This is a genomic window from Flavobacterium sp. UBA7682 (assembly GCF_002482945.1).
Lineage (GTDB): Bacteria > Bacteroidota > Bacteroidia > Flavobacteriales > Flavobacteriaceae > Flavobacterium.
Map to the genome: position 1 here is coordinate 181,952 of NZ_DLGY01000036.1, position 13,612 is coordinate 195,563.

A 13,612-nucleotide genomic window follows, 5' to 3' on the forward strand; every position below is an offset into this window, starting at 1 on the left:
GATTATGCCGAAAAAAAAATCCGCCAATTTGGCGGATTTGATTTAGTTTACGATGTGTGATTGTAACTCATTCGTTATCGTCTCTGTTCCGGTATCGTCGGTTGAAATTGTAACCGCCTTAATCGGCCCAATGTCTTTGGAAAACCAATACTCCGTTACAACATTACTTGTAGCTGTTCCCATTACAGTAACGGATTGGGTTAATTTCATTTTGATTACGTTAGTATAATTGATTCCATTTACAGTAACTGATGCATCTTTTTCGAGTATAACTCCGCTGTAGTTTGTAGCTTGTGTTGTACTTGGCAAACCTGTGAAAGTGGCTGTTTGTGAAAAACTACCTGACCATGTTTGGTTGACATTTAAATAATCTTTCAAAATCAACATTTCGTATCCCGTTAATAAACCTGTGATTCCCAAACCTGTATCAAAAGTGAAGTCTTCAATTTTAAGATAATAATCGCCTGAATTTTTTCTCAAGCGAGCTACAACTCCTGCTGAAACTCCGCTGCTGCCAGTACCGAATAATTGATCGAAAGTATAATAGGTAAAAGAACCGATACTATTAATCGAAACCATTTTCATGGGTGGTTGCACAACACCATCTTGTTTGAAAACCCATTGGTTATTTAAAGCTGTTGGCCAATAATCTCCTGTCGAAGTTCCACCTCCACCTCCGCCTCCGCCCGGATTTCCGCCTCCACCGGGATTTGTTGGATTTCCTAAATCAATGGCGCTGTCAATCGGCTCGTTTTCACAAGAAGTGAAAGTAAAAGCAGTAAGGACTAAAAATATTCCAATTAAAAGTTTTATGTTTTTCATGACTTTTTACAAATTTTGTTCAAATATAATTTTTTTTGGATTTATTACAAGTGTTTTTTTGGTATTCTCAACAATAATAACAATCCTGATAGGAAAAATAATCCTAAAAAAACAATGGCAAATCTCGGACTGCCTGTAATTTGGTCTATCAAACCATAAACCATCATCCCGATTACGATTCCTATTTTCTCAGACACATCATAAAAACTAAAAAAAGAGGTTGTATCTTCCGTTTCCGGTAAAAACTTTGAATAAGTCGAACGGGCTAAGGATTGTATTCCGCCCATCACTAATCCGACTAAAGAAGCCATGATGTAAAACTCCATTGGCGTTGTAATAAAATAAGCAAATCCGCATAATAAAACCCAAAAAGCATTTAACACAATCAACACTTTAATATTTCCAAATTTACCGGAAGCTCTCGACGTTAAAAAAGCACCCAACACTGCAATCAGTTGAATTAAAAGAATGCAGGTTATCAATCCGGTTTGGCTTTCTTCATCATTTGCCCAATTAATTTCCTGGGCTCCGAAATAGGTTGCGACTAACATCACGGTTTGTACTGCCATGCTAAAGACAAAGAAACTCAACAAATATCGTTTCAGCGGTACTTCGGTTTGAAGCTTATTCCAAACTTTTCGCAATTCTCTAAAGCCATTAAAAATGACCGAACGGGTAACTTTTTGCTGATTAGCATTGCCTTTTGGTAAATAATAATAGGTGTATTGACTGAAGACAATCCACCAAATACCCACCATAACAAATGAATATTTCATCATGTCGATTTTATCAGCTTTGTCGGCTGTCATAATCATGGCCAAATTAATTATCAAAAGTAAAACGCTCCCGAGGTAACCCATAGAATAACCTCTGGCACTAATTTTATCTTGTTGCTCTGTAAAAGCAATATCAGGTAAATAAGAATTGTAGAACACCAAACTTCCCCAAAATCCAATCAATCCAAAAAAGTAGAATACCAATCCCAAAAGGATATTATCCAAATCGAAAAAGTACAAGCCAATACAAGAAAAAGCGCCAATATAATTGAAGAGGCGCATAAAGATCTTCTTGTTCCCGGTATAATCTGCAATACCTGAAAGTAACGGAGAAAAAATAGCCACACATAAAAAAGCACCAGCCGTAACAAAGCTAATCAGTGCCGAATTTTTAAAACTATAGCCAAACAAATTAACATAAGGATTGTTTTCATCAAACAAGGCATTGTAGAAAATAGGGAAAACTGCCGAAGCAATTACCAAACTGTAAACTGAATTCGCCCAGTCATAAAATGCCCAAGCGTTGAGTAATTTTGGATGACCTTTTGGAAGTGTTGCCATAAAATATCTTTAAATAAAAAAATCCCGATATAAATCGGGACTAAATATACTCTTTTTTTGAATTGACTGTGTTATTTAAACGTTACGCCAAACTTAGCAGCTTCTGCTTTTGCTTTAGGAATTAACTTCTTAAGGTTGGCAATTCTTGTAGCATCTGACGGGTGCGTACTCAAGATCTCAGCAGGTGCATTGCCTCCGGATTTCGCTGACATTCTTTCCCAAAAAGCTACTGAAGCATCCGGATTGTAACCGGCAATTGCCATTAAAGTAAGCCCTATTTCATCTGCTTCTGTTTCGTGACTTCTGCTAAAAGGTAACATGCCACCAACGCTAGTACCAACACCATAAGCTTGCATTACCAATGCTTGTGTTTCGGCACTTTTTCCGCCTACAACTGCTTGCGTAACACCGGCACCTAATTGTTGTGCTAATCCTGCACTCATACGTTGTTGACCATGATTGGCTAGGGCGTGTGCAACTTCGTGCCCCATAACTGTGGCCATTCCAGCATCATCTTTACAGATAGGAAGTATTCCTGAATAGAAAACAATTTTTCCGCCTGGCATACACCAAGCATTTACTTCTTTGTTATCAACCAATTTATACTCCCAAGCATATCCTTCTAACTGATCTGCTGTTCCTTTTGATTTCAATAATTTTTCTGCTGCAGCTCTGATTTTCATTCCAACATTTTCCACTCTTTTGGCATCAGTCGTTCCGGTAATCACTTTATTGGTTTTCAAAAATTCGCCATACTGACTAAAAGAAGAGGCGAAAATTTCAGAATTAGACACCAATGCCAATGTTCTTTTTCCGGTAACCGGATTTGTAGAGCATGATGCTACCACTAGAATCAGTAGCGAAGCAAAAAATAAAATTCCTTTTTTCATGTTTATATCATTTGAATGACAAATTTACACAATCTATGTTCCAAATTATTACATAATTTTAATAAAAAAATTACATAATTTATCCTCCGAACAAGTGTATTTCTGTGAAGTCTTTCCCAATGATTAAGGAATTATCTCCATTAAGTTGTACTTGATCCAAAGTTATTTTTTCATTGTCCAATTCAATTCTCTTTACTTTAAACGGCAATCCTTTTAAATTAATCTTGAATCTGGAATATTGCGTTTCAAATGTTCCTTCGGTATGTTGCTGAATGATTAGTTCCTTTTCTTTTCCGTTCAAAGTAAATGTTCTCAAGGAAAAACGGCCTTTGTTATAATCATAACCATCTTGAGCATCTTCGTAAACGGTCGATTTTTCTTTGCCAAATTTGTAATAAGCATCCAAAGTCAGCTCATCAAATTGCAATTCGCCCACATATTGTTGCACCGGATATTTCGGAATAATCGCTCCTTCTTTGATGAAAATCGGGATTTGATCGAAACTGGTTTTAATCCAAAGTTCCTTTTTTCCTTCAACCAATTCATTTGTCCAGAAATTGTACCAATTGCCTTTTGGTAAATACATTCTGCGACCTTGTGCGTTTGGTTCTAATATTGGACACACTAAAATTTGATTCCCAAAAATAAACTCATCAGTTCTGTAATGCGTATGGAAATCATCTTGATCGAAATACACCAATGGTTTCAACATCGGCGTTCCTTCGTTGACATACTGCCAAAACATAGTGTACAAATACGGCAACAATTGGTAACGCAATTCTACAAATTTTCGCGTAATATCAATGACTTCATCACCAAATGACCAAGGTTCTTGTTCGCCGTGATCGCCCGAAGAATGCGTTCTGCAGAAAGGATGGAATACGCCAAGCTGAATCCAACGCGCATACAATTCGCCCGAAGGTTGCTCAGCAAATCCACCGATATCAGAACCGGTAAAGCCCATTCCTGAAATTGACATGCGTTGCATTTGGATGTTGGCAATCCATAAATGTTCCCAACTGGCGACGTTATCACCTGTCCAGGACGATGTATACCGTTGCGCTCCTGAATACGCCGAACGCGTAATAATAAATGGCCTTTTCGGATAGGCAAAACGTTTTACACCTTCATAAGTCGCCCGCGCCATTTGCGTTCCGTAAACGTTGTGTGCTTTTCTGTGGCTGCATGGATTCCCGTCATAATCGTGGCGTACGTCATTCGGAAAAGTTTTTCCGGGAACGTCCATTACGGCCGGTTCGTTCATATCGTTCCAAACACCTTTTACGCCGATTTCCGAAATCAATTCTTTGAACAATCCAGCCCACCATTCGCGGACTTCCGGATTGGTATAATCGGGGAAATTGCATTCGCCCGGCCAAACTTTTCCTTTCATGTAAGGACCATCGGCACGTTTACAGAAATATTCATTTTTCAAAGCTTCTTGGTAAACCCAATAATCTTTATCAATTTTGATTCCCGGGTCAATAATGACTACCGTTTTAAAACCAGCTGCCGCCAATTCAGCAACCATTCTTTTGGGTTCCGGGAAATATTCTTTGCTCCAAGTGAAGCATCGGAAGCCTTCCATATAATCGATGTCTAAATAAATCGCATCACAGGGAATTTTTAACTCTCTAAATTTACTCGTGACTTCTTTGACTTTGTTTTCCGGATAATAACTCCATTTGCATTGGTGGTAACCTAATGTCCACATTGGCGGCAATTCAGGCTTTCCGGTTAAATGCGTATAATTAATAACGACATCGCTCATTTTCGGACCATAGAAAAAATAATAATTCATTTCTCCACCTTCTGCCCAAAAACTAGTAACATTTCTGCGTTCATGACAAAAGTCAAAGAAAGTTCTGAAGGTATTGTCAAAGAAAATCCCGTAAGCTTTATTGTGGTGTAAGCCTATGTAAAACGGAACAACTTTATACAAAGGCTCTTGGTCTTTATGGAAGGCATATTGGTCGGTTGCCCAATTTTCTACTCGTTTCCCTTTTAGATTTAAATGTGTTGGTTTGTCGCCCAAACCGTAAAAACTTTCGCCATCTTTAGACACCTTACTCATTTTTACAATATTGCCACCATGTTCATAACATTCTTCCCAATGGAAACCGATTTCGTCTTCCAAAATGGTAAACCCATCGATATCATGTATAGAAATCTTTAAATCTTTCTTGTTGATTTTGCAAAAAACTTTGCTGGTCTTGATTAGGTAAAATTGTTGCTCTTCAATGACTTCCAACTGATTGTAACCATGCGATTGCGTTTTGTCAATAGCATATGAGAAATCGTTGCTAAAGTAGCCTTTGGTTGTATATCTGAAACGAATTAAGCTGTCGCGAAGTATGGTGATTTTCAAAATTACATTGTTGTCGGTATTGAAATAAATACTGTCAACATCTTGTTCGAAAGAAACTATTTTGGAAGGGAATTGATCTCCTTTAAATTCAAGTTCTTGGTTGGTAATCATAAGATTGTGTTTGTGTCTTGTGCCAAATTTACAAAGATGACAACGATAATTTTACATATAGGTAAAGTAGTTTTTAACTACAACGTTTGCGGATAAGGATAACTGAAAAGAAGTCAACTCTCCTAGTCAGAAAGTTAACTTCTTCTTTATTTGAATTAATAATCGTTTACGAAATCTTATAAACAGTAACGCCTAATGGTGGCAAAACCAATTCGGCTGAATAGTCTCGGTAATTCCACGCCGTTTTATCTATTTTAATGGGTTTGGTCATTACAACGCCGCTTCCGTTGTATTCTGTACTGTCGGAGTTGAAAATTTGTATAAGCTTTCCTTTCGTTGGTAGACCAATTCTGTAATTCTCTCTAACTACCGGCGTAAAATTGGCTACAATAATCAAGTCGTCCTTTGGGTTTAGTCCTTTGCGGATATAACTCAAGACCGCATTTTCACTATCGGAATAATTGATCCATTCAAAACCATCCACGTGGAATTGCTTTTCATACATCGCCGGATTGTTTTTGTATAACGCATTCAAATCGGTAATGCATTTTTTGATGCCATTATGATAACCAAACTGTAGCAAATGCCAATCTAAACTGCCTTCAAAATTCCATTCGCTGCTTTGCCCGAATTCGGCACCTTGAAACAATAATTTTCCGCCAGGATGGGTAAACATATAACCGTACAACAAACGAAGATTGGCAAACTTCTGCCATTCGTCTCCAGGCATTCTGCCTAAAATGGAGTGTTTACCATAAACGACTTCGTCATGCGATAGCGGCAACATAAAGTTTTCTGTAAATGCGTACGTCATTGAGAAAGTCAGGTCATTTTGGTGGAAACGTCGGTAAACCGGTTCTTTTTTAAAATATTGTAACGTATCGTGCATCCAGCCCATCATCCATTTCATGCCAAAACCTAAACCACCGATGAAAGTTGGTCGCGACACCATTGGAAAGCTGGTACTTTCTTCGGCTATGGTCTGCACATCCGGGAAAGCAGAATAAACTGCTTCATTGAAATCTTTTAGGAAACTAATTGTATCTAAGTTTTCTCTTCCGCCGTAGATATTCGGTTCCCATTCGCCTTCCTTTCTAGAATAATCTAAGTATAACATTGACGCAACAGCATCCACTCGTAAACCGTCAACGTGGTATTGTTGCAACCAGAAAATAGCATTACTGATTAAGAACGAACGCACTTCATTGCGGCCATAATTGAACACCAAACTTTTCCAATCGGGATGATAGCCTTTTCTTCTGTCGGGATGCTCGTATAAGTTCGAACCGTCGAAAAATCCTAGTCCGTGCGCGTCATCGGGGAAATGGGATGGCACCCAATCCAAGATGACTCCGATTCCGGCTTGGTGTAATTTATCGACCAAAACCATGAAATCCTGCGGTTTACCAAAACGGGAAGTTGGTGCAAAATAACCCACCAATTGATAACCCCAAGACGGATCATACGGATATTCCATCACCGGCATGAATTCGACGTGGGTGAAACCGGTTTCTTTGACATAAGCGACCAATTGGTCGGCCATTTCCAAATACGTCAGAAAGTTGCCTTCGCTGTTTCTGCGCCACGAACCTAAATGTACTTCGTAAACGGAATAAGGTTTGTCTAAACCGTTTTTGTCTTTACGCGTGTCCATCCATTTCTTGTCTTTCCACTTGTAATCTAAGTCCCAAATGACCGAGGCGGTTTGTGGCGGATGTTCACAGTAAAGTGCAAACGGATCGGCTTTCTCCGTGATAATCCCGTTATTGTTGGATTGTATTTTGTATTTGTAAGTGGTGCCTTTATCAACGCCGGGAATAAATCCTTCCCAGATGCCTGAAGCATCCCAACGTACATTGAGTTGGTGTTCGCCTTGTATCCAATAATTAAAATCGCCGACTACGGAAACCGAACGCGCCGATGGTGCCCAAACGGCAAAGTAAACGCCTTTTACGCCATTCACTTCGGTGAGATGAGCGCCGAGTTTTTCATAGAGTCTGAAATGTTTTCCGGCTTTGAATAAATCGATATCAAAATCGGTAAAAAGCGAATGTACTTGTACTTGGTTCATTGTTTTGTGGTTTATTTTTACCGCGAATTCGCGACTGTCTTTTATTTTATATCAATTCAATTCCTATCTAGCCCCGATTGCAGTGGAAAGCTCCCAATTTATTGGGACTTGCAACGGAAAGCGGGAATTACCCTCGAAGCTTCGGGGCTGAAACTGCCTACACTTTCGCTTCAAATTCCATTATACTGGCGATTCCGGTGAGTGGAATTACGGCCCAGCGTGGTCTTGAGTTGAGTTCGTAACCGAGTTCGTAAACCGCTTTTTCTAGGATGCAATATTTGAGCAGGAAGTCGATTTCTTTTCGGTAACCAATGTTGAGATTGCCTCCTTGGGCGACTTCGGTGTAGGTTTGCAAAAACACGCCTACAAAATATTTGAACAGGATTTCACCGGCTTGGAACAGCTCTTTTTGTTCGTATGGATATTTGTCCTTATTGTTAAAAAGCGTCGCGTAAATTGAGTAATGGAACGAACGGAACATGCCGGCGACGTCTTTCAGTGGCGGTTGTTTTACTTTTCGGTCGCGAATCGTACTTTCGGGTTCGCCTTCAAAATCGAGCAAATAAAAATCGTCACCGTTGACCAACACTTGTCCGAGATGGTAATCGCCGTGGATTCGGATGCGTTCGGATTTCATTTTCGTCCAGTCGAAATCGAGGAACAATTTTCTAATTTCTTTTTTATTATCGAGGAATTGATTGGCGAGTTCGAGTGCCAAACCGTCGAGTTTGTGCAAGTTATTTTCTAAAATATTCAATCGGTTTTGGAACTGATACGTCAGCCGATTTTTGAGCCAAACGGTGTAATCGCCGTTGTAGGTCGTTGGCGTAAAAGCCGTATCGCGAATGTCGCCACCGAGTGCGATGTGCATTTCGGCTGTTCTTGTGGCCAAAGTGTGAATGCGTAGAAAAATGCTCAATCCTGCCCAATCGATGATTTCGTGTGGCACTTCGTTTATTTTTAAGCGCTTGAACAATTCGATATCTGGTAATTTGGCGATTTTGATTTTTTTGTGTTTGAGATTATCAAAAATCCGGTCGACTTCTTCGAGCATGAATTGCCACGCATCACCTTGATTCGGCACCAGTTCTTGCATTAATCCCAAAGTAATATTGCCTTCGGATAAAACGACGCTGATGCTTCCGGTGTAAGCCGGCGAATGTTGGAAATCCATTGTTTCGGTCAAAAATCGACTGATTTCATAATCGGGATTCATGCTGATGTAGATTCTTCGGAAGATTTTCAGCACCAAAGTTCCATTGTAAATAATGGAAGTATTGCTTTGCTCTACGCCCATAAACTTGGACGATTTGTATTCGGTTTCTTCGAGTTTTTCGCCTTTGTGGAATTTGACTTTGTCGTCCTTCCCGGCGGAAGTGACGATTTTATCAAATAGTAATTTTCGAAAATCTTCTTGGTGTAATGCATCAACTAAAAATCCTTCTTGTCCGCCCATTTTTACAGGCGCGATGATGGTATTGGTATCCAATTCGTCTTCCGACATGAAGGAAATCGGCATAAAATAATGTTGATAAAAAGCCTCTTTAAAATTCACTTCCAACAAAACACCATAATAAGTATTCTTTTTAGAAGTGATTTTGAACCAATCCACAACTTCAATATACTTTAGTGTGCTGGCTTTTCCGCCATACCATCGTTTGTTGATGATATAGTTTTCCAAGATATCTGAAGAGAAAACTTTTATAAACTCTTCGTCTTCAAAGGCTGTCTTCCAATCCGTTTTAAAAACGTACGGATTGATAAATTCATCTTCATTAATTTTAGCATCAATCATTATTTCTGAATTTTAAATAAATGAAATGGTAAAGCCGGATGCAATTCAACGAAATTCCATTCTTTATCCCAATAATAGCTGTTACCGGTAATTAAGTCGACCACTTTAATAGTTTGTCCGGGTTGAACTCCCAAAGCTTGTAAAGGCAATTGAATCCAAGTTTGTTTGGCATAGTAAGGATCAAGGCTACAAATCATTAATGTTTCATCTAATTTGGCATCGTCATATTTATAGTAAGCCAACACTTGGTCATTGTCCGTATTACAGAACTGTATATTATTGGTTTGTTGTAATGACGGTTGTTCGTGGCGGATTCTGTTTAGTCTTGTAATCAGCGTAATTAACTTATTTTGGACGGTCCAATCCCAATGATAGCATTCGTATTTTTCTGAATTGAAATATTCTTCCTTTCCGGGCATTGCTTCCGACACCATGTATTCGTATGCCGGACCGTAAATTCCAACGCTTGAACTTAGTGTAGCCGCTAAGAAATATTTGTGAAGGTACACACTTTCGTTACCGCTTTGTAACGCATAAGGCAAAATATCAGGCGTATTGGGCCAGAAATTTGGTCGGTAGAAATCGGCTTGGTTGGTTTTGGTGAGTTCTTCAACATATTCGATTAATTCGGCTTTGGTATTGCGCCAAGTGAAATACGTGTAAGATTGTGAGAAACCTTGTTTGGCCAACTCGTGCATGACCTTTGGCGCCGTAAACGCTTCTGCCAAAAAGAGGACATCGGGATGTTTTTTCTTAATTTCGGCGATTAACCAACCCCAAAAATAAAACGGTTTGGTATGCGGATTATCGACTCTGAATACTTTAATATCACATTCTTCTACCCAGAACAAAGCCACGTCTAGTAACTCTTTCCAGAGGTTTTTCCAATCACCACTTTCGAAGTAAATCGGCTGAATATCTTGGTACTTTTTAGGTGGATTTTCTGCGTATTGCACTGTTCCGTCCGGACGCCATTTGAACCATTGAGGAAAATCTTTTACATAAGGATGATCCGGTGCGGCTTGCAATGCATAATCCATAGCGACTTCAATGCCTAAACTTTTGGCCGCTTTTACTAACGATTTGAATTCGTCTATTGTCCCTAAATCAGGATGTGTAGACTTGTGACCGCCATGTTTGGAACCAATTCCCCATGGCGAACCTACATCTCCTGGCTGCGCATTAGTGGCGTTGTTTTTTCCTTTTCTATTCACTTCTCCAATCGGATGGATTGGTGGAAAATACAAAGTATCGAATCCCATGGCCGAAACTCTTGGCAGTAACTTTTCACAGTCTTTAAACGTTCCGTGTTTCCCTTTTTCTTGCGACGCTGAACGTGGAAAAAATTCATACCATGTACTAAACAAGGCTTTTTTTCTATCGACATAAATTTTTAATTCTGCAGAAGTATTCGCTAATGTTCTGGTTGGGTAATTTTCAAATATGTAGTGTAGTTCTTTTGACAAGGCTATTACTGTAGCTTTATCGTATTGTTTTTCGTCTTGAAAGGCTTTGATAGCAGCAGTTAAATAGGCTTTCTCATCCTTACCGACTTCTTTTAAAATCGCTTGACAATATTCGGCACCTTCTAATAATTCAGATTTTACGTGTTGGTTGTCTTGGATTTTTCTTTCGGTTCCATGTTGCCAATTGAGTGCATAATCAACCCAACCTTCTACGAAATAAGTATAATGACCTTGTTTTTCTACTTTGAATTGGGCAGTCCATTCATCATTTCCTAAAGATTGCAATCTTACCTCTTGCCATTTTTTATCTTTTTCGTGTTTGTATTTTACACAGCAAGCAATCACATCATGACCATCGGCAAAAACATTGGCTTTTACGATCACGGTTTGTCCAACAATTCGCTTGATATAAAAAGCGCCTCCGTCTAATTGAGGCGTGACATTTTCAATAATTATTCGGGTTTGATTTTGCATTTTGACTTATATTTATGATGTTGAAATTTAAAAAAAAAATATTTTAACTTTTGGTTAGTTACAAAATTTATTGAAATGACAAAAAAATCCCCAATTAGCAACCAATCATTGCAAATTCCTAAGCCAATTCTACTTACGGCTAAATTATTAGAGGCATTTTCTCCAAAATGGGCCACATTATTCGCCGCTAAATTGTTTACGACTCCGATAAAATACAAAATTCCCAAGAGAGAACTTCAAATGGAACAAAATAGTCGTCAAAGCAAACTATTGGTTTCCAGCCTAAAAAAAGAAATCACGATTTATGAATATGGCGAAGGAGAAAAGAAAGTTTTGTTAGTTCACGGTTGGTCAGGAAGAGGCACGCAGTTGGTCAAAATTGCGGATGAATTAGTAAAAATGGGATACCAAACCATTAGTTTTGATGCGCCCGCTCATGGTAAATCTGAGGGAAAAACAACCATTATGACCGAGTTTATTGCCTCTATTTTAGCCATTGAGAAACAATTTGGACCATTCGAATTTGCAATTGGTCATTCACTTGGCGGCATGTCAATCCTGAATGCTATCAAACAAAATCTAAAAGTTAAAAAAGCGGTAATTATTGGCAGTGGCGATATTATTCAAGATATATTAGATGATTTTATATCGAATTTAAAATTGAATCCTAAAATTGCCGGAATGATGAAACAGCATTTTGAAAAGAAATTTGGCGAACCGATGGAAAGCTATTCTGCTCATTTTTCTGCTGAATCTGTTAAGATTCCAGTCCTTATAATACACGACCAAAATGACCACGATGTTTCAGTAAAAGCAGCATATAATATCGACAAACACCTTAAGTATAGTGAGCTGATGATTACGGAACACTTAGGTCATCGAAAAATATTAGGAAATGAATTGGTAATTAACCGCATTAAAGAATTTTTAAAAGCATAAGTTATGAGTTTATTTGAAACCACCGATTGGGTTCCAAAATTACAGCCCATTTTAGATTTATACCGAGACAAAAAACATCCGTTAGATTATGAAAATCTATACCAATTGATGGTCATGGTGATTTTGTCAGCTCAGGATTCTGATGCGAATATCAATAAAATTGCACCGGCATTGTTCAAAGAGTACCCAAATTTAGAAGCATTATCAACTGCTTCATTTGACAGTTTATTTCCATTGGTTAGCAAAGTTAGAAACTTCAGTACCAAATCCAGTTGGCTCATAGAAATTGCTCAAACGCTAAAAACAGACAGCAATATTCCAACAAATTTAACCGAATTAATCGCTTTAAAAGGCATCGGCAGAAAATCGGCCAATGTGATTATGCGAGAAATGAAAGTTCCGGCTGAAGGTATTATTGCTGATTTACACGTTATCCGAGTAGCGCCAAGAATAGGTGTCATTCAGGAAGCTAAAGATGGAAATAAAGTCGAAAAACAATTGATGGAAACGTTGCCAAAAGCCATTTGGGGAGAAATCGGGATGGCCACTTCCTTTTTAGGAAGGGAAACTTGTCGTCCAACCAATCCAAAATGTCCGCAATGTCCCATTCAAAATGATTGTCAGTATACTTTGAAAACTATATAATTTGGGCGTGTCCCCTTTTGCCTGCCTTGAGCCTGCCGAAAGGGGTCGGGCTATCCGCGCTACATGGTAGCTGCTCCACACGAGCAAAGCGACTGCCAAAGGAATCCCTCACGCAATTCTTAGAATCATGAAACAAATTCCGCTTTATTCAATTGTCCTCTTTCCAACACCTGAACAATCGGCTTTAATCAAATCCTATAAGCAATTGCTTAAAAATCATATTGGTTGGTTTGGCAGTGCCAATGCGGCAGCACATATTACAATAATTAACTTTGATAACGAATTCTCACTCAAACTTCATCTTGAACAGATAAAAGAATTTTGTAAGACTGTCGTTCCGCAAAATGTGATTTTAAACACTTGGGATTCTTTTGGAGAAAGAACCTTTTTCATTGCACCGAATGAGACTTCACAACAATACCTCAATCAACTCATTATCGATTTGCATCAATATATAGTTTTAAAATCAAAACTGCTCATGCTCATTTAAGCATAGCTCGTGGACTTGATGCCAAAAAAATGAAAGCAGCTTATGAATTATTTCAAAACAGTGAGGTTAATTTTGAATTTAGTTGTGATGCAATTTATTTGCGAAGATTCAACGATCAAACCAAACAATATTCAGATATTATAGAAAAAATCCCTTTCGGTAAATAGGCCAAACTTCTGTAAAACAAAAAACCCCTCATCGTTA

Annotated in this window: 11 protein-coding genes; 4 read left to right on the forward strand and 7 right to left on the reverse strand. The window is 38.5% G+C overall.

Annotated features, from left to right (window positions below; genetic code table 11):
* Positions 1-42 precede the first annotated feature (42 nt).
* The 7 genes from B3C16_RS10840 to B3C16_RS10870 all read right to left on the reverse strand — a co-directional run bounded on the left by B3C16_RS10840 (position 43) and on the right by B3C16_RS10870 (position 11,334).
* A complete protein-coding gene (locus B3C16_RS10840; RefSeq protein WP_291131550.1) occupies positions 43-822 on the reverse strand; it encodes a hypothetical protein in 780 nt (259 codons plus the stop codon).
* A 44-nt stretch (positions 823-866) separates the two neighbouring features.
* Positions 867-2,159 (reverse strand): MFS transporter, encoded by a 1,293-nt coding sequence (locus B3C16_RS10845; protein ID WP_291131552.1) that lies wholly within the window; start codon positions 2,157-2,159, stop codon positions 867-869.
* Positions 2,160-2,230: 71 nt separating this feature from the next.
* Complete coding sequence (locus B3C16_RS10850) at positions 2,231-3,049, reverse strand: M48 family metallopeptidase (protein ID WP_121313113.1); 819 nt, start codon at positions 3,047-3,049, stop codon at positions 2,231-2,233.
* A gap of 79 nt (positions 3,050-3,128) precedes the next feature.
* The gene (locus B3C16_RS10855; protein WP_291131554.1) at positions 3,129-5,528 is read right to left on the reverse strand and encodes a glycoside hydrolase family 31 protein; all 2,400 of its coding nucleotides are present in this window, start codon (positions 5,526-5,528) and stop codon (positions 3,129-3,131) included.
* Positions 5,529-5,694: 166 nt separating this feature from the next.
* Complete coding sequence (glgB, locus tag B3C16_RS10860) at positions 5,695-7,599, reverse strand: 1,4-alpha-glucan branching protein GlgB (protein WP_291131556.1); 1,905 nt, start codon at positions 7,597-7,599, stop codon at positions 5,695-5,697.
* Between the two features lie 157 nt (positions 7,600-7,756).
* A complete protein-coding gene (locus tag B3C16_RS10865; protein ID WP_121313110.1) occupies positions 7,757-9,394 on the reverse strand; it encodes a maltokinase N-terminal cap-like domain-containing protein in 1,638 nt (545 codons plus the stop codon).
* A complete protein-coding gene (locus B3C16_RS10870) occupies positions 9,394-11,334 on the reverse strand; it encodes an alpha-1,4-glucan--maltose-1-phosphate maltosyltransferase (protein WP_291131559.1) in 1,941 nt (646 codons plus the stop codon). The genes B3C16_RS10865 and B3C16_RS10870 overlap by 1 nt, the downstream gene beginning before the upstream one ends.
* 75 nt (positions 11,335-11,409) lie before the next feature.
* On the opposite strand from B3C16_RS10870, the gene B3C16_RS10875 reads away from it, so the two are divergent.
* The 4 genes from B3C16_RS10875 (at position 11,410) to B3C16_RS10890 (ending at position 13,575) form a co-directional block, all read left to right on the forward strand.
* Positions 11,410-12,273 carry an alpha/beta fold hydrolase gene (locus B3C16_RS10875; protein WP_121313108.1) on the forward strand — a complete coding sequence of 288 codons (864 nt, stop codon included), beginning with the start codon at positions 11,410-11,412 and terminating at the stop codon, positions 12,271-12,273.
* Positions 12,274-12,276: 3 nt separating this feature from the next.
* Positions 12,277-12,918 carry an endonuclease III domain-containing protein gene (locus tag B3C16_RS10880; protein ID WP_121313107.1) on the forward strand — a complete coding sequence of 214 codons (642 nt, stop codon included), beginning with the start codon at positions 12,277-12,279 and terminating at the stop codon, positions 12,916-12,918.
* A gap of 127 nt (positions 12,919-13,045) precedes the next feature.
* A complete protein-coding gene (locus B3C16_RS10885) occupies positions 13,046-13,408 on the forward strand; it encodes a hypothetical protein (RefSeq protein WP_121313106.1) in 363 nt (120 codons plus the stop codon).
* Positions 13,409-13,437: 29 nt separating this feature from the next.
* Positions 13,438-13,575: a hypothetical protein gene (locus tag B3C16_RS10890; RefSeq protein WP_158592557.1), complete on the forward strand. Its 138-nt coding sequence runs from the start codon at positions 13,438-13,440 to the stop codon at positions 13,573-13,575.
* The last annotated feature ends 37 nt before the right edge of the window (positions 13,576-13,612 follow it).

Excerpts from the sequence above, each read along its gene's own strand:
- B3C16_RS10850 (WP_121313113.1), bottom strand. The coding sequence starts at position 3,049 with ATGAAAAAAGGAATTTTATTTTTTGCTTCGCTACTGATTCTAGTGGTA.
- B3C16_RS10890 (WP_158592557.1), top strand. The coding sequence starts at position 13,438 with ATGAAAGCAGCTTATGAATTATTTCAAAACAGTGAGGTTAATTTTGAA.
- B3C16_RS10845 (WP_291131552.1), bottom strand. The coding sequence starts at position 2,159 with ATGGCAACACTTCCAAAAGGTCATCCAAAATTACTCAACGCTTGGGCA.
- B3C16_RS10880 (WP_121313107.1), top strand. The coding sequence starts at position 12,277 with ATGAGTTTATTTGAAACCACCGATTGGGTTCCAAAATTACAGCCCATT.
- B3C16_RS10865 (WP_121313110.1), bottom strand. The coding sequence starts at position 9,394 with ATGATTGATGCTAAAATTAATGAAGATGAATTTATCAATCCGTACGTT.
- B3C16_RS10855 (WP_291131554.1), bottom strand. The coding sequence starts at position 5,528 with ATGATTACCAACCAAGAACTTGAATTTAAAGGAGATCAATTCCCTTCC.
- glgB (WP_291131556.1), bottom strand. The coding sequence starts at position 7,599 with ATGAACCAAGTACAAGTACATTCGCTTTTTACCGATTTTGATATCGAT.
- B3C16_RS10875 (WP_121313108.1), top strand. The coding sequence starts at position 11,410 with ATGACAAAAAAATCCCCAATTAGCAACCAATCATTGCAAATTCCTAAG.
- B3C16_RS10840 (WP_291131550.1), bottom strand. The coding sequence starts at position 822 with ATGAAAAACATAAAACTTTTAATTGGAATATTTTTAGTCCTTACTGCT.
- B3C16_RS10870 (WP_291131559.1), bottom strand. The coding sequence starts at position 11,334 with ATGCAAAATCAAACCCGAATAATTATTGAAAATGTCACGCCTCAATTA.
- B3C16_RS10885 (WP_121313106.1), top strand. The coding sequence starts at position 13,046 with ATGAAACAAATTCCGCTTTATTCAATTGTCCTCTTTCCAACACCTGAA.